The sequence below is a fragment of the Vibrio sp. 9-16B-A1 genome, from assembly GCF_056726165.1.
Genome location: NZ_JBSDZD010000001.1, coordinates 556,304 through 574,732, shown reverse-complemented (window position 1 = coordinate 574,732; position 18,429 = coordinate 556,304). Strand labels below are relative to the sequence as shown.

16 protein-coding genes are annotated in these 18,429 nt (G+C 53.4%); 8 read left to right on the top strand and 8 right to left on the bottom strand.

Annotated features, from left to right (window positions below; all coding sequences use genetic code 11):
* Positions 1–186: 186 nt before the first annotated feature.
* From ACVB80_RS02625 to ACVB80_RS02595, 7 genes are all read right to left on the bottom strand, one after another.
* The gene (locus ACVB80_RS02625) at positions 187–765 is read right to left on the bottom strand and encodes a TorD/DmsD family molecular chaperone (protein ID WP_481079701.1); all 579 of its coding nucleotides are present in this window, start codon (positions 763–765) and stop codon (positions 187–189) included.
* 53 nt (positions 766–818) lie between these two features.
* A complete protein-coding gene (locus ACVB80_RS02620; RefSeq protein WP_481079700.1) occupies positions 819–1,631 on the bottom strand; it encodes a dimethyl sulfoxide reductase anchor subunit family protein in 813 nt (270 codons plus the stop codon).
* A 3-nt stretch (positions 1,632–1,634) separates the two neighbouring features.
* Positions 1,635–2,252 carry a DMSO/selenate family reductase complex B subunit gene (locus ACVB80_RS02615; RefSeq protein ID WP_481079699.1) on the bottom strand — a complete coding sequence of 206 codons (618 nt, stop codon included), beginning with the start codon at positions 2,250–2,252 and terminating at the stop codon, positions 1,635–1,637.
* A 12-nt stretch (positions 2,253–2,264) separates the two neighbouring features.
* Positions 2,265–4,706, bottom strand: a complete 2,442-nt coding sequence (locus ACVB80_RS02610) for a DMSO/selenate family reductase complex A subunit (protein WP_481079698.1) — start codon at positions 4,704–4,706, stop codon at positions 2,265–2,267.
* A 157-nt stretch (positions 4,707–4,863) separates the two neighbouring features.
* Complete coding sequence (locus ACVB80_RS02605; protein WP_481079697.1) at positions 4,864–5,379, bottom strand: 4Fe-4S binding protein; 516 nt, start codon at positions 5,377–5,379, stop codon at positions 4,864–4,866.
* A 113-nt stretch (positions 5,380–5,492) separates the two neighbouring features.
* On the bottom strand, positions 5,493–7,154 hold the full coding sequence (locus ACVB80_RS02600) for a response regulator (protein WP_481079696.1): 1,662 nt from the start codon (positions 7,152–7,154) through the stop codon (positions 5,493–5,495).
* Positions 7,154–7,696, bottom strand: a complete 543-nt coding sequence (locus ACVB80_RS02595; protein ID WP_481079695.1) for a heme NO-binding domain-containing protein — start codon at positions 7,694–7,696, stop codon at positions 7,154–7,156. Before ACVB80_RS02595 ends, ACVB80_RS02600 begins: the two co-directional genes overlap by 1 nt.
* Before the next feature lie 231 nt (positions 7,697–7,927).
* On the opposite strand from ACVB80_RS02595, the gene ACVB80_RS02590 reads away from it, so the two are divergent.
* The gene (locus ACVB80_RS02590; RefSeq protein ID WP_481079694.1) at positions 7,928–8,338 is read left to right on the top strand and encodes a DUF192 domain-containing protein; all 411 of its coding nucleotides are present in this window, start codon (positions 7,928–7,930) and stop codon (positions 8,336–8,338) included.
* 39 nt (positions 8,339–8,377) lie between these two features.
* Here the strand turns inward: ACVB80_RS02590 and ACVB80_RS02585 are convergent, their stop codons facing one another.
* Complete coding sequence (locus ACVB80_RS02585; protein ID WP_481079693.1) at positions 8,378–9,028, bottom strand: CatB-related O-acetyltransferase; 651 nt, start codon at positions 9,026–9,028, stop codon at positions 8,378–8,380.
* Between the two features lie 402 nt (positions 9,029–9,430).
* On the opposite strand from ACVB80_RS02585, the gene ACVB80_RS02580 reads away from it, so the two are divergent.
* The 7 genes from ACVB80_RS02580 (at position 9,431) to ACVB80_RS02550 (ending at position 18,429) form a co-directional block, all read left to right on the top strand.
* Positions 9,431–9,901 carry a hypothetical protein gene (locus tag ACVB80_RS02580; RefSeq protein ID WP_481079692.1) on the top strand — a complete coding sequence of 157 codons (471 nt, stop codon included), beginning with the start codon at positions 9,431–9,433 and terminating at the stop codon, positions 9,899–9,901.
* The gene (locus tag ACVB80_RS02575) at positions 9,883–10,191 is read left to right on the top strand and encodes a PTS fructose transporter subunit IIB (protein ID WP_481079691.1); all 309 of its coding nucleotides are present in this window, start codon (positions 9,883–9,885) and stop codon (positions 10,189–10,191) included. The genes ACVB80_RS02580 and ACVB80_RS02575 overlap by 19 nt, the downstream gene beginning before the upstream one ends.
* Positions 10,191–11,303, top strand: a complete 1,113-nt coding sequence (locus tag ACVB80_RS02570) for a PTS fructose transporter subunit IIC (RefSeq protein ID WP_481079690.1) — start codon at positions 10,191–10,193, stop codon at positions 11,301–11,303. Before ACVB80_RS02575 ends, ACVB80_RS02570 begins: the two co-directional genes overlap by 1 nt.
* Positions 11,304–11,528: 225 nt before the next feature.
* The gene (locus tag ACVB80_RS02565) at positions 11,529–14,114 is read left to right on the top strand and encodes a glycoside hydrolase family 38 N-terminal domain-containing protein (RefSeq protein WP_481079689.1); all 2,586 of its coding nucleotides are present in this window, start codon (positions 11,529–11,531) and stop codon (positions 14,112–14,114) included.
* 4 nt (positions 14,115–14,118) lie between these two features.
* Positions 14,119–16,605: a phosphoenolpyruvate--protein phosphotransferase gene (ptsP, locus tag ACVB80_RS02560; RefSeq protein ID WP_481079688.1), complete on the top strand. Its 2,487-nt coding sequence runs from the start codon at positions 14,119–14,121 to the stop codon at positions 16,603–16,605.
* A gap of 40 nt (positions 16,606–16,645) precedes the next feature.
* Positions 16,646–17,809, top strand: coding sequence for an MFS transporter (locus ACVB80_RS02555; RefSeq protein ID WP_481079687.1), 1,164 nt, complete (start codon positions 16,646–16,648; stop codon positions 17,807–17,809).
* A gap of 137 nt (positions 17,810–17,946) precedes the next feature.
* On the top strand, positions 17,947–18,429 hold the full coding sequence (locus tag ACVB80_RS02550; protein ID WP_481079686.1) for a hypothetical protein: 483 nt from the start codon (positions 17,947–17,949) through the stop codon (positions 18,427–18,429).

The following is an 18,429-nucleotide window of genomic DNA, read 5'->3' as shown; positions in this document are numbered from 1 at the left end:
TTAATTTTTATAAATATTTTTGAAGCGGTGAATAATATAGATCTATCAGCAAAGGTAAATTGATTTATGACAAGAATAACAAGCTTTATTGATCAGCTCTTGAGGTGAGAGGAGATTGGTCAGGGTGGTGGCTTATGAGGCCGGTTTGATAAAGAAAAGCCTCTTGCCGGGGCAAGAGGCTCGGGATTACGAGAATATCTGGCAACTTCTGGGACTTAAGTCCAGCTGGTCTGTCATATCTTTCAGGAAAAGGTCAGCAAGCCGGGCCAGAGAGTGGTAGAAGTCATCCTGTATGCAGGCGTTTTCCAACCGGCTCAAATATGTGGGTGCCCATGGCAGCAGGTGTTGCTCCAGAAGCTCCACTGCAGCCAGGTCGTTCTCCTGCTCCAGAAAGTGCGCCAGTGCCAGCAGCATCAGGCCAAACTGGTCATCCGGTTCACTCTGACTGCCGGACGGCGCAAGGCCGTTATCCTGCAGAAAGCGGCGCCAGGCGAGGGTGGACTCGCCCATCACGATGCGCTCGGGATCCTGATAGACAGATCCCCATGGCGGCGCTGGCATAACGCCGATACCTTCAAACAGAACGGCGAAGCGCTCTGCTTCCGGTTTCGGCAGCCGGCTGCAGATTTCGGCGATCTGCTCTGGCTGCTGCCAGTTAAAGTGTTTGTCCAGTGATGGTAGATCAGTCAGCGCAATTTGCGCCTGCTCACTTCCAGGTGAACAGTAAAACAGGCTGCCAAGTACGCGGGGAACCACAGCAATCATTATTCTCTCCTGTACAGTGGCCGGAGTGGTGCATACCGCTCCGGCCAGGGGGATTACATGGTGATCCACCACAGGTTGTAAAACGCGATACGTCCGGCCAGCTCACCGGCTACCATTACCGCCGCACCGGTAAACAGCAGCGGCGTCAGTGCACGGCGACGCACCAGGGTCAGCAGGGCGATCAGCAGAGCGATCAATACTGCGGCGATGTAGCTGTTCCAGAATGCGAACTGCTGTGACGCCAGGTGCGGAACCGTTTCGGTAACAAAATCAATGTAACCGGAGCGGGTCGCCAGTGCGATGGCGCTGCCACCGATAACCGCGATGCCACTAATTTTGTGAGCGCCGGTGGCCATCGCCAGAGCGCCACCGGCTACCAGAACGGTCAGCCACAGCTGCAGCGAAGTATAGACGCTGTTCCATGCTGGTACGGTTTCGAGCTGATACACCTGGGTAATGGACCAGGCAAACGCCATACCGGATACCGCTGCGCCAAGGTTAGCCAGGCTCTGCAGTGTGTCGGTTTTGCTTTCACCCAGCTTCGCGACGGCGATTGCACGCAGTTTGGCAATGCCCATACCGGCCGTTACCGCCAGCAGGCCAAAGAACGCGCCACTCAGCAGGATCTCATTGCTCATTGGAGAGCGGACCGCACCAAACATCAGGTTCATCGCACGCAGAGGCTGACCCATGTGAGTGCCACCGACAGCCATGCCGACAGCGGCAATAACGGCTGCGATCAGGTTAGCGCGGTTCAGTTGCTGCTGGTTAATATGGCCGGTTTTCGCGGCCAAAAATGCCAGTACAACCAGACCCACGGCGCTCTGGCCGAGTACGGTAAAAAATACCAGTGGTAATTCGTGCATCTGTTACACCTCCGACGGATTCTGAACCTGACCGGTGGTATCACCGGACTTACGCGCATCAGCGTGTGCTTTGATCACCAGGCTTGGCTTGGTCAGGCCCGGATCCGGAAGCGGTGCGACCGCGTTTTCGGTACCGTATTTCTCACGCAGGATATGCAGCTCACCAAAGTCCAGCGCACGCTGTGGGCAGGACTCAACACAGACAGGTTTAAGACCCTCTGCGACACGCTGGTAGCAGCCGTCACACTTGGACATCACCTTTTTCTCTGCATCGAACTGAGGCGCGCCGTACGGGCAGCGCATTTCACAGTAGCGACAGCCCACACACACGTCCTGGTTTACAACGACCAGACCGTCTTCTTTGCGCTTGTGCATCGCACCGGTCGGACAACCTTTAACACAGGTCGGCTCAGCACAGTGGTTACACGAGATGGACAGGTAGTAGTTAAAGGTCTCCTGCTTCCAGGCGTGACCGGCTTTTTCCCACTTACCGCCACCATACTCGTAGACGCGGCGGAATTTCGGGCCGACATCCAGTGCTTTTTCGTCTTTGCAACTGATCTGGCAGGTTTTACAACCGGTGCATTTAGAAGAGTCGACATAAAAACCGTATTGTTTCATTTAATGAGCTCCTTAAACGCGCTTAATTTCAACCAGGTTGGTGTGTTGAGGGTTACCTTTCGCCAGAGCCGTAGGGCGCTGGGTGGTAAGGCGGTTGATACAGCCACCAACATCGACACCGGCCTTATTGGTGCGCGCCCAGGCGCCTTCCGGCATCGCGGTGACACCCGGCATCATACGGTTGGATACTTTGGCTTTAATGCGCAGCGTGCCGCGGTCATTAAACACTTCAACCATATCGTCGTTACGGATCCCGCGCGATTCGGCGTCCAGTGGGTTCATCCATACTGCGTCTGGCGCGGCTTCTTTAAGCTGAGCGACAGAAGAGTAAGTCGAGTGACAGTGGCCTTTGGTGTGGAAACCGGTCAGCTGAAGCGGGTATTTCTCCAGCGTCTTGTGGTCTTCAATTCCTTCTACTGCCGGCCAGTAAACCGGGATAGGGGAGATCAGGTCACCTTCCAGCAGTTCCCACTCGTCCGCGATCTGCGCCAGTTGCTCTGAGTAGATCTCAATTTTGCCTGACGGCGTTTTCAGCGGGTTTGCCTGCGGGTTATCACGGAAGTCTTTCAGCGCGATATGTTTGCTGCTGTCTGCGATGCGGCGATCCAGGATACCTTTGCCATCTGTGTCTTTAAACTCTGGCAGGTGTGTCTCTTTCTTGCGTACTTCGTTGTACGCATGCTCGATCCAGTCCTGGTATGTGCGGCCTTCGGTAAAGGCCTCTTTCAGGCCCATCTTGCCTGCGATTTCTGCCAGTACGTCGTAAGTCGGACGGTTTTCCCACATTGGCTCGATAGCCTGTTGCAGGCGGACCAGGTAGTGATACGAGCCGGACTGATAAGAGTTGTTGATCAGATCGTCAGACTCCAGCGTTGAGACATCCGGCAGCAGCAGGTCTGCGTATTTCGCAGAAGCTGTCATGTGGTTATCCCATACCAGTACAAACTCACACAGTGACTCATCGCGCAGAATTTCATCAACGCGGTTCAGGTCAGAGTGCTGGTTGCCGGTCACGTTAGACGCGTAGTTCCACAGGAACTTAACGTTGGTCTTAAGGCGGTCACGTCCTTTTACGTAGTCGGTTTTGGCGGTCATTTCAGTGCCACGTACGATCGCGTCAGTCCACAGGAAGCACGGGATAGACACTTTCACCGGGTTCGGAATGGACAGGCCAGACAGGGTGTAAGGTACGCTGCCACCCCAGGTTCCGATGTTGGTGCCCGGACGGCCGAACTGACCGGTCATGATCGGCAGCATCATAATAGCGCGAGCAGCGTGCTCACCGTTTTGGGTGCGCTGTACGCCCCAGCCCTGAGAGATCCAGGCGGCTTTGGCGGCGGCGATTTCACGCGCCAGTTCGCGGATGCGGTCTGCAGAAATAGCGGTCAGCTCTTCTGCCCATTCAGGGGTCTTCTCGGTCTTGTCTTCGCCAAGGCCCAGAATATAGGACTTGTATGAAGCGTTCTCCGGCGCTCCTTCTGGCAGGGTGTCTTCATTCCAGCCGACGGTGTACTGATTCAGCATCGCTTCGTCGATCAGGTTTTCTTTGATCAGGGTGTGGCCGACAGCTGCAACCAGAGCTGCGTCGGTACCCGGGCGGATTGGCAGCCACTCAGCATCAAATGCGGTCACACTGTCAGTACGGCGCGGGTCGATAATGATGACGCGGGCACCGCTTTGCTCAAGCGCGTGGTAGATCTCTGCGATCTGGCCGCCGCCTGACATACGGGTCTCAGCCAGGTTCTGGCCGAACATGACCACCAGGTCTGAGTTTTTGATTTCAGAGAACAGGGTCTGCTGCTCGGTGCCGTAGATATTACCGGCCTGACCGAATACAAACGGGGCGATACGGTTCAGCTGGCCTTCTGAATAGGTGTTGTGCATATCCAGGAAGCCGCCAGCCAGGTTGAGCAGACGCTTACAGGTGTTACGGCCCTGCAGGTTAGCGCCGGTGGTACCAGAACCATACTGGTAGTAAATCGCTTCGTTGCCGTGGGTTTCGATAACGCGTTTCAGCTCGGTAGCGACGATAGTAGTCGCCTCATCCCAGCTGATGCGTTTGAACTTACCTTCGCCGCGCTTACCGACACGTTTCATCGGGTATTTCAGGCGGTCCGGATTGTAAGTACGGAAACGGGCAGAGCGGCCGCGCAGACAAGGGCGGATCTGATGCTGACCGAAAATGGCTTCATCCACACCGTCTTCCGGCGAAATCTTAACGGCAACGCCGTCCTGTACATGAACTTTAAACGGGCAGCGGCTGCCACAGTTCACCAGACAGGCGCTGTATGAAATGCTTTCTTCGCCGGACGGGGTGCCAGCAGCTGGTTTGGATGCCACTGCATTGAACGGCAGGCTGAGCGAACCTGCTGCAACGGCAGCACCGGATACCGCGGCCGAACTTTTCATGAAGTCACGGCGGGTAAACAGACTGTTTATTATTGATTTTGACATGATTGCCTCCAGTATAGAGGCCTGAATTATCGGGGATTCTCAGTCGTGGCGTGTGATCCAGGTCAAACCGGACCAGCGGTTTTATATGATTTATTAATGGTTTGGAGTTTTTTATCTTTATTGATAAAAAAGATGGTTTTTTTGACTTATTCGCCGCTCAGTTTGTGGACAATGTCAGTACCACGGCACTCGCAGGGCAACTGCTTTTGCACTCACCACAGCCGTTGCAGCGCTGATCTTCCAGCTGCGGAAGCTGGCCAGGCTCCGCACTGATCGCTGCTTCCGGGCAGTCTTCGATACACAGTTCACAATAACCCAGCAGTTTGTTATGGCAGTGGGAAGTAAACTCCGGTACCAACCCGGTTTTGGTTGCGGGCTTAATTGCCCCTGCCGGGCAGGCAGACTGGCAGGTGCCGCACAGGTCGCAGTGGTTATAATCCAGCGACAGTACCGGAAATCCTGCCTCCATATTGAGAACAGAGCGTGGGCAGTTTTCTGCGCATTTTCCACACCCGTCACACAGGTGCTGGAACAGTGTCTCTTCAACCGCTCCGGGAGGGCGGGGCACAAGGCGTTCGAGCCGGAACTCTGTCGCCTGATATGACTCCTGTCCGCGGCGCATTATGCCCCTGAACAGATCACGGCGGCTGACCTGACGTGCTTCTTCGCTCATTGCTTACCCTCACAGAAAAGAATGGTCAGAGTATACCCCTGCGGCATGAAGCGCGGGTAGTAAAGAGTCATAAGAAGTTATTGGGCGGACTAAAGTGGGGGCGGGAATATGGCTCAGGAGCTGTGAACCCATTTTTCAATCATGCTGACCAGTTCATGGCTCCGGTAGGGCTTGGAGAGCAGGTCATCCATTCCGGCCTCGTGGCAGGCAGTGCGCTCGTCGGCTGTGGTTCCGGCTGTCAGGGCAATAATCGGTTGCTGATACCCTTTGTCGCGCAACCGGCGTGTTGCTTCAAAACCGTCCATAATGGGCATTCTGCAATCCATCAGAATCAGGTCATAGCGCTTTTTCTCTGCGCTCTGCAGTGCCTGAAGGCCGTTGTCTGCGAGGACGGGGGAAATGCCTACTTTGTTCAGCATCTGTTCGACCACCAGTTGATTGACTTTGATATCTTCAACCACAAGGATACTCAGTTCGCCGGAAAGCGGTGTGGTCTGTTCTGCAGAGTGACTGACCTGTGGTGGCAGGGCCTGGGTTTCACAAAGCGGGATGGAGACATAAAAATTGCTGCCTTTACCTGGCTGGCTGTGCACTTTAATCTCTCCGTTCATTAAATCGATCAACTGTTTACAGATCGCGAGGCCAAGCCCGGTTCCTTCGTACTGGCGTCTGTCACCTTTGTCTTCCTGGGTAAAGGGTTCAAACAGTCCTTTTGTATTGCTGATACCGATACCGGAATCAGTAACTCTTGCGCTGAACAGTCCGTTTCGCCAGTCGAGCGATACACGGACAAAACCATGCTCGGTAAACTTGACTGCGTTACCGATCAGGTTAACCAGTATCTGGCTTATTCGTTCAATATCACCCTCAAGACAGGCTGGCATAGTGTCTGAGCTACTGATAGAGAAGCTCAGGCCTTTTTGCTGTGCCCTCGACGAAAAAATCCCCTCAAGTGTCTGCTCCAGTTCAGAAAAGTGGAACGGGCGCTGGATAAGCTCAAACATACCGGCGTTGAGTTTACTGAAATCAAGCAGGTCGTTAATAATGCAACGCAGCAGTTCGCCGGAGTGATTAATCGTTGAGAGCAGCTGATTCTGGTCGTCATCCAGGCATGTTTCGGAAAGCAGCTCTGCTCCTCCCAGCAGGCCATTGAGCGGCGTTCTCAGCTCATGGTTTATCATCGCCAGAAACTCTCTGGTTGCACGCTCTGAGGCCTGAGCCTGTTCACGCAGCTCAATTTGCCTCCGTAATATCATCTGGCGCTGAAAAGCGCTGCAAAGCAGGTCGGCAATTTTGGTCAGGCCATTTTCTATTTCATCGTGCAGTTCGCCACGGGTCCGGATCTCCATAATGGCGAGCAGCGAGCCTTCCTGTTCAAGCGTTAAAGTGAGGCGATTATCATCCCAGCCGGGGGAAACCGGGGGCAGCACAGCACTAAACCGGCTGACCGGGATACCTGCCCGGGAAGAGAGTGTCAGTGAGAGGTGTTCAATCCATGGGTTGGCTTCGAGTTGAGTCAACAGTTCATCCAGAATCAGCTCGTCCGGATCTCTTCTCAGCAGAACCCGTCCGTAGTGGATAAGCAAATCGTCAATAAAGCGCTGGAACTCCAGCTCCTGAAGCTGGCGGCTGGAAGTTTTCTCCAGCTCACCAAGCGCGATGGCGAGTTGCTGGTTGGAGCGATAGAGCTCAAGGCTTTTCTCCTCAAGCAACCGCTCTGCCTGTTTGCGCGCTGCGATTTCTCTTTGCAGCTTACGTTCAAGCGGGCTTTCCATCAGGGCTCCAGAACGAGGGTAAAGCGTACCTGGCTCTGATCTTTGGTCAGCGCCTGCATGGTGACTCCGACAGTCTGGTTGAAATAGTCTGCACAGCCTTTTATCAGCCCCAGGCAGACATGTGAGAGGCAGCGGGCACTGTGGTAGTCCATGACCATTTCAGTTTCTGTCTGGCTGATAAAGGAGAAGCGGGGAGGTTTGGCGTCCGGATAGAGTTTTTTTACTTCCAGGTGGATGTAGTCTTCTACGTGGCGGATAAACTGAAAAGCATCTTTACACTGACCAAGGCTGGCGGTGGAAGGGAGTGCTTTAATCAGATTGGCAAATACTGCCTGGCCAAAGACCTGTTGCAAATCCTCATGGCTGATGCCGGTGATTTTGCTCAGGGTAATTATCATGGTAACCAGTTTTCTGTGATCGTAGCTGCCAACAGAGGTATAGGTACCATCATCGGCAGACTGTTCCAGCATTTTGTCGACCACTTCCAGACCGAACCTGTCTTCAACCAGCTCCAGAAATTCGGTAAAAATGATTCCTTTCATTCCTGCCCCTCACTAATACCTGACTACTTTAGTCAATTATTGGTGATAATCACGGAAATGCCAAATCAGTGCACCTGTACGGAAGCGGCAGAGAGATCTGTGCGGTGGATAATGTGACAGTTGGTGAACCAGCCGGAAAACCGGGACGACTTAAACTTATCAGGTTAATTAATTGATTTTCAGGTTTATATTGATCATAGTCCTGCTAACTATTTAATGGATAAGCCTTCTATGTGTAAATCTCTGACTCTTCTGCTGACTCTGTTCCTGCTAACCGCTTGTGAGAGCACGGTGTCGTTTTATCGCGACTCTTCTGAGCTGGCTAAGTTGGATATCGAGCTGGCCAGAACACCTGAGCAGCGCGCTACCGGGCTGATGTATCGTCAGAGTTTGTGTGATTCATGCGGAATGCTGTTTGATTACAGCGAGCCGGTGAATGTCTCGATGTGGATGAAAAACACTTATATCCCGCTGGATATGTTTTTTATTACAGAGGAGGGGATTGTGGCGCAGATTTTTGAAAACACCACGCCTCATTCAACTGAGTTGCTGAAGAGTTCTCAGCCAGTGCGATATGTGCTCGAAACCAATGCGGGCTTTGCCCGGCAGCACAACGTTCAGGTAGGAGACAGGCTCAGGTGATACCGGATCAGTCCCCTGATCCGGATATCAGAAAGGTGGTTAGTCGTCAGCTGACTCTGCCTGAAGATCATAAAGCGCAGACGCCCGCTCCAGTGCGTCGATATCGCTGTCACAGATCTGCATTTTCAGCGCGTTGAATTTTACCTCCGGCCATTCGTAGATGTTCAGCGCCAGCAGACGCTCAATGACTTCCGGCTCAAAGCGGGTACGGACTACTTTTGCGGGCGTACCACCTACGATGGTGTAGGGCGCCACGTCTTTGGTCACCACGCTGTTTGCTGCCACAATCGCACCTTCTCCGATGGTCACGCCCGGCATGATCATCGCGCGCATACCGATCCAGCAGCCATCTTTCAGCCAGGTATCCCCTTTGCTCTGGTAGGCTTCGGTGATCTTGTCCATAAACGGGTAGAGGCTGAACCAGTCCTGGCGGTGAGTGTGGTTGCCCCCCATCAGAATGACGGCTTCTGCGCCGATGCAGACGTAATCGCCGATGTGCAGCTTATCGATTTCCCATGGTGGTTCCCGGTCGCGGGTCTGCTCATCGCCATGCAGGTAACGTACGACGGAACGCTCGAAGCCGTTGTCGTATGCATCGCTGTAGTAGCTGTGGGTGCCTCTGATGGTGATGTTCGGGTTCTGCACGGTTTCGTGCAGCATTTCCATTTTGGTCCAGTGTTTGTTGGTCATGTTCAGTTCTCCTCAGTTCAGAAAATAGCAGGCACAGTCATGCCTGCCGCTTTGGGTGAGAACCAAACCAGCTAATGGATACGGGGCTGTTTGAGATAAGCGATGGCTTCCATCGCGGATTTTAGTGACTTCATCTTTGTGTGCCTGAATTTACGGGATGAATGGTAAAGGCATCTGTCGGTGCTTGCAACTGATAATACATGTGCATTAGTAAAACTAATCTGTAAAGTTTGCGGCTGGGGAGGTGGGTAAATTAACGCCTCTTTATTTTTGTTAAGAATTAAATGTCAGGGATCTTATTATAAATAAATTTGTAAATCTGGCTGTAGTGAGATTTTGGTCACGGATATTTTATCCTGTTGGTATTATTGTTGTCATCATTATGGAATTGAGGCGTGTGTGATGAAAACACCTGAGTTAAACAAACAAAACCTGAGCGAGTGCCTGCAGTACGCTGCACTGGCGCTGCGTGCGTTTTGTCTGTTTTTCCTGCCTTATTCTGTCGATAAGCTGACTCAAACCAGCAGCGCTAAGGATGAACTCAATCTGTCTGAGCAGTACTCCTGCCTCTGGACTAAGAGTGCTGAGTTAGTGCCGCCTTTCCGCCGTATGTTTGTCCGTGCCGGAGGTGCTGGTTGTCATCATGAACACAAATGTGCAGTACTACATGCTCAGCGTTCGCTGAGTGTGCTGACTTTTATTGCCAGCGTTTGTTTCACTGAGATCCTGAAAGCCTGTCAGTACAGCGTGCTGGAAAGAGCGCGTTTTGCTGTAAATACAATCTTAATCAAAGAACACACAACGAGCGTTTTGCCGTTGTGTGTTTTTTTTTACAATAAAAAGAGGAACACACTATGTACATCGTATGCGTAGCCGCTTGCCCTACCGGCGTTGCCCACACCTATATGGCTGCAGAAGCTCTGGAAGTCAAAGGTAAAGAGCTTGGCCTGGAAATCAAGGTAGAGACCCAGGGAAGTATGGGAGCGGAAAACGAAATTACGGCCGAAGACGTTGCCCGTGCCGATGCAGCGATCATCGCGGCGGATGTGGCAATCAACGGCCTGGAACGCTTTACTTCTCTGCCAAAAATAGAGTGTAAAGTTGCAGACCCTATTAAACACGGCGATGCCTTATTTGAAGCCCTGCAGGCGGAGATACAGTAATGACTCAGTTTAATTCCGGAAACAAATCGGTAGGCACCGATATAAAAAATGCCATCATGACCGGCGTCTCCTATATGCTGCCGTTTATTATCGCCGGCGCAGTATTAATGGGCATCGCCCGTATCGGTGCCTCTTTCTACGGTGTCGACAATATCTGGGACGGCAGCCACGGTGAGTCGGTTCACAGCCTGGTCCGTCTGTTCCATGATCTGGATGGCTTTGGTGGTATGGCGCTGTCGCTGATGCTGCCTGTGGTAGCGGGCTATATTGCGTTTGCACTGGCTAACAAACCAGCCATCGCACCGGGTATGATCGGCGGCCTTCTGGCCGGCAAGATCGGCACCGGTTTCCTGGGCGCTCTGGCGGCAGGTCTTTTAGCAGGTTACATAGTTAAGTATCTGGCGACTAAGATAAAGCTGCCTAAGGCGCTCGCTTCAGCCGGCCCGATCTTTATTATCCCTGTTGGTGGCACGCTGCTGGTCTGTCTGCTGATGTCTTATGTGATTGGCGACCCTATGGCTGCGCTTAATCGTGGTCTGGAAACCTGGCTGATGTCTATGTCTGATGGCAACAAGATCATTCTTGCTGCGGTTGTCGGTGGCATGGTGGGCTTTGACCTGGGCGGCCCAATCAACAAAGCGGCGGTAACCACAGCGATGGCGTTGCTGGCATCCGGTATTTATGACCCGAACACCGCAGCGCAGGTGGCGATCATTATCCCGCCAATCGGAATCGGTGTGGCGACACTGATCTGGAAGAAGCGTTTCCCTGAATCACTTCAGGAGGCAGGTAAAGCGTCGACTCTGATGGGCCTTATCGGGGTGTCAGAAGGGGCGATTCCGTTTGCTCTGGCTAACCCGAAGATCATCGCGGTGAACGTAGTGGGCTCGGCAGTCGGTGCAGCCATGGCGGTAGGCCTTGGGGCGGTAAACAAAGCGCCGATCTCCGGCTTCTATGGCTGGCTGGCGGTTGAGAGCTGGTTTGTCTACGTGCTTGCTATCGCGACCGGTTCAGCGATCATCGCTCTGGGTTCTCTGCTGGTATTCAACGGTGAAGAAACCAAACAGAAAGCCAAGCCGGACAGCGCGCCGAAGTTTACTGTGACGCGTTAGTTTCCTTACTCGTTGGTAGTCAGGCTGATATTGATAAGCAGACCCTCCTTGCACCTGGGCGGCCCCCACGGAACGCAAGGAGGAGCCCCAGAAAAGGGCTACGTGAGTCTGTGTTCAATATCTGCCAGACGGACCGAAATCTGGAACGGCTATTTAGCCAACAATTAATAATACTTCCCCTTATTTCTTTATTTAGGAGCGAAAGCTTCGGGTTAACTGCGCCTTATGAAAACGATACATTTAATTCAACATACCCACTGGGACCGAGAGTGGTATTTTACAGAGAACGATTCAAAAGCTCTTCTTTATTATTTTATGGAAGATTTAATGAGCCGTCTGGAATCGGATTTAGACCTTGGCCCTTTTATTTTAGATGCGCAAACAGTCGTGCTGGAAGACTACCTTGAAGTTGCGCCTGAGAACAAAACAAGATTAGATAAACTTATCTTTGGTGGGCGAATTCAGATCGGTCCCTGGTACACCCAGACCGACTTTCTGACCGTCAGTGCCGAGTCGATCAGCAGAAACCTGCTGCTTGGTATGGCAGACAGCGCCCGCTATGGCGGCGCGATGAAAGTCGGCTATGTGCCCGACTCATTCGGCCAGACTGAACAACTGCCCCTGTTTCTGAATCAGTTCAATATCGATAAAGCGGTGTTGTGGCGTGGCTGGTCTGAGCGACTGGTGGAAACCACAGAGTTTAACTGGCACAGCCCGGATGGCAGCGCTGTGACTACTGCAGTTTTTCCCTGGGGCTACGGCTGCGCCAAATGGCTGCCGGCAGAGACCGGCGAACTGACAGAGACTCTGCTGGAGAAAACCCGCAAGCAGTGTCAGTTTGCGGCAACAGACCATACCATGCTGCCAAACGGAAACGACCAGTCACCGTTTGAGTATCAGGTGCCAGGGGCGCTGGATGCGGTGAACCAGGCTCAGGATGAATTCCATTTTGTCAGCAGTTCATTTGAACACTATTTTGAAAAGCTTGGCCGGGACCTGCCTGAGTTTCGCGGTGAGATGATTGACCCGAAATATATGCGTATCCACCGCGGGATCTTCTCAACCCGGATGGATATCAAGCAGGCCAACGCAGAGCTGGAAACCCTGGTCAGCCGTTATCTGGAGCCGCTGCTGGCGCTTAACTACCATAACGGCCTTCCGTATCCCCACACGGCGGTCAATAACATCTGGCGTGAAGCGATGAAAAGCCACGCTCACGACAGTATCGGCGGCTGTAACTCGGACCGCGTTAATGCCATGGTGCACAATCGTCTGCTCTCCGGGATTGAAACGGCCAGCCAGCTTCTGGAGCTTAACTTCAGAAAACTCGCTGATGGTATTAGTGCATCACAGGATGGCACCAAAGTGGTGGTGTTTAACAGCAAGCCCAAAGTGGCAGACAGCCTGGTTGAGCTGACCATCTGCACCCCGGCTGAGAGCCTGGCGTTTAAAGACCAGCAGGGCAACGAACTGGCGTATCAGATCCTGAGCGAAACACGTCAGGATATGTCGACCATTATCCAGGAGCTCTCGAACAGCACGACGACGACCTGGTACCGCAAAATAACCCTGGTGGTGGATGTGAAAGCAGTCCCTGGCTGCGGCTATACCACCATTTACCTGCAGGAGGACCAGCAGGCGGCGTTAGCGCGTTCCGCAGAACCGCAGCAGCAGGCTCAGATCAGCAACCAGTGGTTTACCCTGACGCACAGCGGAGCAGAAGGCCTGATCCTGGATGATCACCGTACCGGTCAGCAGTACCGGAACCTGTTTGAGCTGGTGGATGGCTCAGATGAGGGTGATAACTACAACTTCTCACCGCTGGAAAACGACTGGCTGCTCAGTGCCAATGAGGCTGATCACCAGATCGAAACCACCAAAGGCGAGCTGGTCAGCTCAATGACGATTCGCTTTGAACTGCCGGTCCCGGCTGATCTTGAAGAGCGTAAGCAAAAGAAAACCAGCGCGGCTCTGCCGGTTGAGATGACCCTGACCCTGCGCGCAGACAGGCCATCAGTCGATGCCCGGGTTGAGCTGGATAATCAGGTGTGTGACCACAGGATCCAGCTGCGCTTCCCAACCGGTGTTATCGGTGAAACTCACTTTGCCGACCAGCCATTTGGCCTTATCGAGCGCTTTAACAACCCGCCGGAGATGGCGCAGTGGCAGGAAGAGGGCTGGACCGAAGCGCCGGTGGCTCTGTATCCGATGCAGTCGCTGGTGATGCAGAAAGACCAAAGCAGAGGTCTGGGTATTGTCACAAAAGGGCTGCGTGAGTATGAAATCCAGCCTGAGAAGACCGGCACCGTTGCGGTCACCCTGATGCGAAGTGTCGGCTGGCTGGGCCAGGCAAACCTGACTTACCGCCCGGGCCGGGCGTCGGGCATGGTGCTTTCTTCTCCGGATTCACAGCTAATCGGTAAGCATTGCTTTGAGCTCTCTCTGGTGCCGGTTAATCCACAGGATGAGGCCGGATTCTGGTCTGTGACAGAAGCAGTAAACACCCCGGTGATGGCGCACGTAGGAACCGACTGGGCGCGTTTCAGGCTCAATAAATCAGACGCCAGTTACAGCGAGTCGCAGAGCCTGGTGGAGTGGGATACCGGACTTCACTTCAGCACCCTTAAAAAAGCTGAACAGGATGATGGACTGATCCTGCGTATGTTTAATCCGACCCGCGAAGCCATGCCAGCGGGCAGCCCGGATACCGGGCTTTCATACCACGCCGTTCAGTTAGATGAATCCAGCCAGACAGAGCTGTGCGTACAGAGCGCGCCATGCAGCCCGGTTACCCTGAAGTTAGAGAAGTAAGAAAATGAAAAGTATTGAATTTATTTGTCCTCTGCCAAATGGCATTCATGCGCGTCCGGCAAAGGAGATCGAGCTCAGGGCCGGAAAGTTCCATTCAGAGATCACCCTGGTAAACCGAACCAAAGAGAAATCGGCCAATGCCAGGAGTGTGCTTTCGCTGATCAGCGCGGATGTATTGCTCGATGATATGTGCAGCCTGGAGATTTCGGGCAGCGATGAAGAGCAGGCGTATGAGTTCTTCAGCCGCTTTATCGAAACCGAGTTGGCGGATATCGATGAAGCGCCGGAAAGCTCAGCTCAGTCACACGCTCTGCCTCTGCCGGTTTCTTTACAGATGGCGGCACCGGAGCTTCTTAGAGGCACGGTGGCGTCTCAGGGGATAGGGGAGGCCAGGCCTCTGATCCTGCAAAATGCCGACTTACTGGAGCTTGCCGATGAGCTGGGCTGCGAGGGTGATATTAGTAACCGGCTGAGTGAAGCCCTCAGCGGACTCGAAGCTGAGCTGGCAGATGAGGTTGTTAACTGCGCCGGTGACAGTAAAGCGATTCTGGAAGCGCACCTGACCATCAGCCGTGATCCGGAACTTCGCGATGCGCTGGCAAGGCATCACAACGCCCGCAACCCGGTTGAAGCGATAGCCCGTGCGTGCGCAGACCTGTGTGAGTCTCTGGAGCAGAGCAGCAGTGCCTATCTTAAAGAGCGCGCACTGGATATCCGCGATATCGGACTCCGGCTGGCGTCGACAGTCAGTGGCCGCAACCTGACTCAGGCTCCGGTTATTGATTCTGACGTTGTCATTCTGTCACCAGCATTGCTGACGCCGAGCCAGCTGTTGGCGCTGCCCAAACAGCATATTAAAGGGCTGGTGATGGGAGATGGCGGAACGACGTCGCATACGGTGATCCTGGCGCGCTCATTTCAGATCCCGACTCTGGTTGGTGTAGAAGATATCTGCACGCGTGCAGCAGGTCTGGAGTCGGTTATTGTTGACGCATTAAACGGCGTAGCAGTGCTTAAAAGCAATCCGGATACAGAGCGTTATTACGCGCTGGAAAGACGCAGGCTGACCGGGCTGGAAGCTCGCAGCGCTGAGTATAAAACCAGACAGATCCAAACCAGTGACGGTCAGGGTGTCAGCGTGCTGGCAAACGTGGTTTCCGACGAAGAAGGCGAAGGCGTTCTCCAAAATGGTGCAGACGGTATCGGCCTGTTCCGTACTGAGCTTTTGTTCTGTGAGCGGCCTTCAGCCCCGGAGGAAGAGGAGCAGTTTCGTCACTACCGCAATCTGATTGAAAAGTGCGCGGGCAAAAAAGTGGTGATCCGCACTCTGGATATCGGTGGCGACAAACCGTGTGACTATATGGGCTTCCCGCAGGAGGAAAACCCGTTCCTCGGTTACCGGGCAATCCGTATGTACCCTGAGTACCAGAACATTTTCGACAGCCAGCTCAGGGCGCTGGTGCGTGCCAGTGCTTATGGCGAGGTGTCGGTGATGGTACCCATGGTGGCAAACCTGGATGAGATCCGCTGGTGCCGTGAAAATCTGGACCGGGTGACCGGCGAGCTGACCGCAGAGGGGCATCAGACTGGTAAGGTGAAGCTGGGCGTGATGGCGGAAGTGCCGTCGATTGCTTACCTGCTTGGCGTTGCTAAAGAGTACCTGGATTTCATATCCATCGGCAGCAATGACCTGATACAGTATTTCTTTGCCTGTGACCGGGGGAACCAGGCGGTCGCCCATCTGTATGACCACTTCAATCCGGCGTTTCTCGCCTTTGTCCGCGATATCATCCGGCGTGCGGATGAGGCAGGTCTTGAGGTCAGCCTGTGTGGTGAAATGGCGGCGTCAGAACTGGCTCAGCCTCTGCTGCTGGGCGCAGGTCTGAGGCAGTTTTCGGTATCCGGCGGTAAGATCGCCGCATCAAAATATGCGCTGGCACACCTGAGTGCTGCTGACTGTGGTGAGCTTCTTGATGAGGCCGTCAGTCTGGCAAATGGCGAGCAGGTTCAGGCGCTGGTCAGCCGTTTCCTTGCCGGAAGCCAAAGCCGTGAAACGCTCGACCCGTCACTGGTCTTTACTCAGCAAACAGTTGAGACCAAAGCGCAGGCAATAAAACTGCTGACCGATAATCTGGAGCTTCAGGGACGGGCACCGTCGGGGGCTGAAGTCGAAAGAGCGATCTGGGACAGGGAAGCGGTTTTCTCCACCGCGCTCGGCTTCTCGGTCGCTGTGCCGCACTGTAAATCAGACAAGGTGACTCACAACAGCGTCTCGGTCATGACGCTGGATAAGCCAATCGACTGGGGTGAGGACGTGAGCGCTGACCTGATCATTATGCTGACGGTGACAGAAGAGGGGCAGGATACCCACATGAAGATCTTTTCGAAGATCGCCCGCAAGCTGATGCATCAGGAATTTCGTGATTCGCTTAAATCTGCTGATAAGCCGGAAGCGGTTATCGAAACCCTTAATGCCGTGATCAACGCTTAATGTCAGGAGCTGGCCCGCAGTAATGCGGGCCTGTACGGGAATGCAACAAAGAAACTCGCTGGCGCTTCTGTCGCTGGTCTTTTTCGCCTGGGGGCTGCTGACTTCGGCCAACACCATTCTGGTGCCGTATTTTCAGCAGCAGTTCGGCCTGGGTTACCAGCAGTCGATGCTGGTGCAGGTCGCATTTTATCTGGCGCCGTTTGCTGCCTGTGTGCCGACATCGGTATGGATGTCCCGGCGGGGCTATAAGACGACGCTTCAGGGGGCGTTGGCCCTTACGGCTTTTGGTTGTATCGGTCTGTTTGCCGGTCTCTGGTTGGAGCTGTTTTACGCAGCCCTGGCCGCGGTGTTTGTTACTGCAATGGGTGTGGCGTCCCTGCAGGTGGTTGCCAATCCATACGTAACCCAGTCCGGTGCGGAGCATGATGCGACCCGGCGGCTGACTATTGCGTCGACGCTTAATTCACTTGGTACCACTTCGGGGCCGCTTTTGCTCGGGGTTGCCATGCTGACACTGGGCGTGGCCAATATTTACCTTATGCTCTGTCTGGCGCTGGTGACGGTTGCGTTTGTGATATACCGCTCTGATCTGGCCGATTTTCGAAGCAGTAAACCGGTTGATATCCGCAGTTATCTTGGTGAGCTGGCCCGCCACCGCACGTTTATGTTCGGCGCTGTGACGATTTTCGTCTATGTCGGGGTTGAGGTGAGCATAGGTACGGTGACCATCAGTTACCTTTCTGAGTACGGAGGGCTGACGCCTGCTGCTGCCGCAACTTTTATCAGCTTTTATTGGGCAGGCTCACTGGCCGGGCGTTTGCTTTACAGCCTGGTTGCGGCGCGCTTTGCAGCTCTGCGGGTTCTGCTGGCAGGCTCCTGGGTGGCTATTGGGCTGATACTGTACGCGATTTTTAATCCGTCTCTTTATGGTGGGATTGCGCTTATCCTTATCGGGCTGTGTAACTCATTTATGTATCCGATCATTTTCTCAAGGGCCATTGATGGTTTGGGGGATGCGGCCGGAGCGGGTTCGGCCATTCTGATCATGTGCGGTGTTGGCGGGGGTATTGTGCCTATGCTGCAAGCCGGGCTTACAGCAGGGCCAGGGCTGGCGCTGAGTTACCTGGTACCGGCTGGTGGATATTTAATAATTGCCCTGTATGCATTTGTTCAGATGCCGAAAAGAATTGTTCAGACAGCATAAACAGGTAATAAAGGTCTGGCTTAATAAGGGATGCTGGATTTACAGTAACTTTGACTAATATGTGACCATTGTCCGGTTAAATAAGTTGGCTCCTGGATATAATCATAATCCACTAATTAATACTCAGGTGTTTGGCAATGAATAAATGGTTTTCCAGTACGGCAAATAAAGGAGCGCTGGTGGGCGTTTCTTTATTTCGTATGCTTGGAAAATTTTGCCAGTCGCTGATGCCGGATACCCGGCAGTTGCAGTATGAATCACAGCCTGAATCCGATGTGTTAATCCACCAGTGGAGCCGCTTATGGAGTGGCTTCAGGATGGTTTTATCCCGCCCTGTAAGGGGCTCTGAGCGTTCTGATGCTGCAGATACGGTTGCTGCCCGTTTGCATGCCATCGATATCAAATCGCTTGATTATACCTGTTCGGCTTCTGCCGTCATGCGTATTCTGATCTGTCAGCGTAATCAGGGTGATCCTGATTCCAATAATGAAGTTAAATATAAGAATAAAAGCGCAGAAGTGCCGGTTGGTATTTCTGCGCTTTTTTGTTTTTGTCACCTGAGTGAAATATTCAGGTGGCGTAATAGCATATTACCAATAACGACCTGTAATGGAGTATAA

Coding starts and splice junctions, on each gene's coding strand:
- ACVB80_RS02610 (WP_481079698.1), bottom strand. CDS start 4,706: ATGTCAAAATCAATAATAAACAGTCTGTTTACCCGCCGTGACTTCATG.
- ACVB80_RS02565 (WP_481079689.1), top strand. CDS start 11,529: ATGAAAACGATACATTTAATTCAACATACCCACTGGGACCGAGAGTGG.
- ACVB80_RS02550 (WP_481079686.1), top strand. CDS start 17,947: ATGAATAAATGGTTTTCCAGTACGGCAAATAAAGGAGCGCTGGTGGGC.
- ACVB80_RS02625 (WP_481079701.1), bottom strand. CDS start 765: ATGATTGCTGTGGTTCCCCGCGTACTTGGCAGCCTGTTTTACTGTTCA.
- ptsP (WP_481079688.1), top strand. CDS start 14,119: ATGAAAAGTATTGAATTTATTTGTCCTCTGCCAAATGGCATTCATGCG.
- ACVB80_RS02555 (WP_481079687.1), top strand. CDS start 16,646: ATGCAACAAAGAAACTCGCTGGCGCTTCTGTCGCTGGTCTTTTTCGCC.
- ACVB80_RS02580 (WP_481079692.1), top strand. CDS start 9,431: ATGAAAACACCTGAGTTAAACAAACAAAACCTGAGCGAGTGCCTGCAG.
- ACVB80_RS02600 (WP_481079696.1), bottom strand. CDS start 7,154: ATGGAAAGCCCGCTTGAACGTAAGCTGCAAAGAGAAATCGCAGCGCGC.
- ACVB80_RS02615 (WP_481079699.1), bottom strand. CDS start 2,252: ATGAAACAATACGGTTTTTATGTCGACTCTTCTAAATGCACCGGTTGT.
- ACVB80_RS02620 (WP_481079700.1), bottom strand. CDS start 1,631: ATGCACGAATTACCACTGGTATTTTTTACCGTACTCGGCCAGAGCGCC.
- ACVB80_RS02585 (WP_481079693.1), bottom strand. CDS start 9,028: ATGACCAACAAACACTGGACCAAAATGGAAATGCTGCACGAAACCGTG.
- ACVB80_RS02605 (WP_481079697.1), bottom strand. CDS start 5,379: ATGAGCGAAGAAGCACGTCAGGTCAGCCGCCGTGATCTGTTCAGGGGC.
- ACVB80_RS02570 (WP_481079690.1), top strand. CDS start 10,191: ATGACTCAGTTTAATTCCGGAAACAAATCGGTAGGCACCGATATAAAA.
- ACVB80_RS02575 (WP_481079691.1), top strand. CDS start 9,883: ATGTACATCGTATGCGTAGCCGCTTGCCCTACCGGCGTTGCCCACACC.
- ACVB80_RS02590 (WP_481079694.1), top strand. CDS start 7,928: ATGTGTAAATCTCTGACTCTTCTGCTGACTCTGTTCCTGCTAACCGCT.
- ACVB80_RS02595 (WP_481079695.1), bottom strand. CDS start 7,696: ATGAAAGGAATCATTTTTACCGAATTTCTGGAGCTGGTTGAAGACAGG.